Below are 722 nucleotides of genomic sequence, written 5' to 3'. Positions count from 1 at the left end.
AGCCTTGCAGAAATCGGTTGAGAACTTAGCCGATTCTTACAGTCGGTACTATAAAAAGCAGAATAAAGAACCACGCTTTAAATCGAAAAGAAATCCTGTTCAGTCTTATACGACGAAACAGACAAATGGAAATATTGCTGTAATGGACCGTCATATTAAATTACCGAAGCTAGGCCTTGTTCGTTTTGCCAAAAGTCGTGAGGTGGCAGGAAGAATCATGAGTGCAACCATTAGACGCAACCCTTCTGGTAAATATTTTGTGTCCGTAGCAACGGAAACAGAAGTGACAGAGCTGCCTAAAACGAATTCAGCTATTGGCATTGATCTAGGCCTAAGAGATTTTGCCGTTCTTTCTAACGGAGTCACTTACTTAAACCCTAGATTCTTCCGCACATTAGAAGAAAAATTAGCTAAGGCACAGCGAATCATGAGTAGAAGAATGATAGGCGGATCTAATTGGTACAAAGCGAAAATCAAAGTAGCCCGTATTCACGAAAAGATTGCAAATGCAAGAAAAGATTACTTGGACAAAATTTCAACTGAACTTGTCAAAAACCACGACATCATCGGTATGGAAGATTTGTCAGTAAGTAATATGTTAAAGAATCGAAATCTTGCAAAAGCAATCAGTGAAGCATCCTGGTCACAATTTAGAACGATGCTGGAGTACAAATGCAAATGGTACGGAAAACAGCTAGTCATTGTTGGAAAGACATTTGCAA

1 protein-coding gene is annotated in these 722 nt (G+C 39.2%); it reads left to right on the top strand.

The window, feature by feature from the left end:
- On the top strand, positions 1 to 722 hold a 722-nt coding region (locus BFA01S_RS21580; protein WP_156484010.1), incomplete at both ends, for an RNA-guided endonuclease TnpB family protein.

Source organism: Metabacillus fastidiosus NBRC 101226, from assembly GCF_001591625.1.
GTDB lineage: Bacteria > Bacillota > Bacilli > Bacillales > Bacillaceae > Metabacillus > Metabacillus fastidiosus.
The sequence above is the reverse complement of the archived record's forward strand: the minus strand, read 5'-3'. Positions and strand labels throughout refer to the sequence as shown.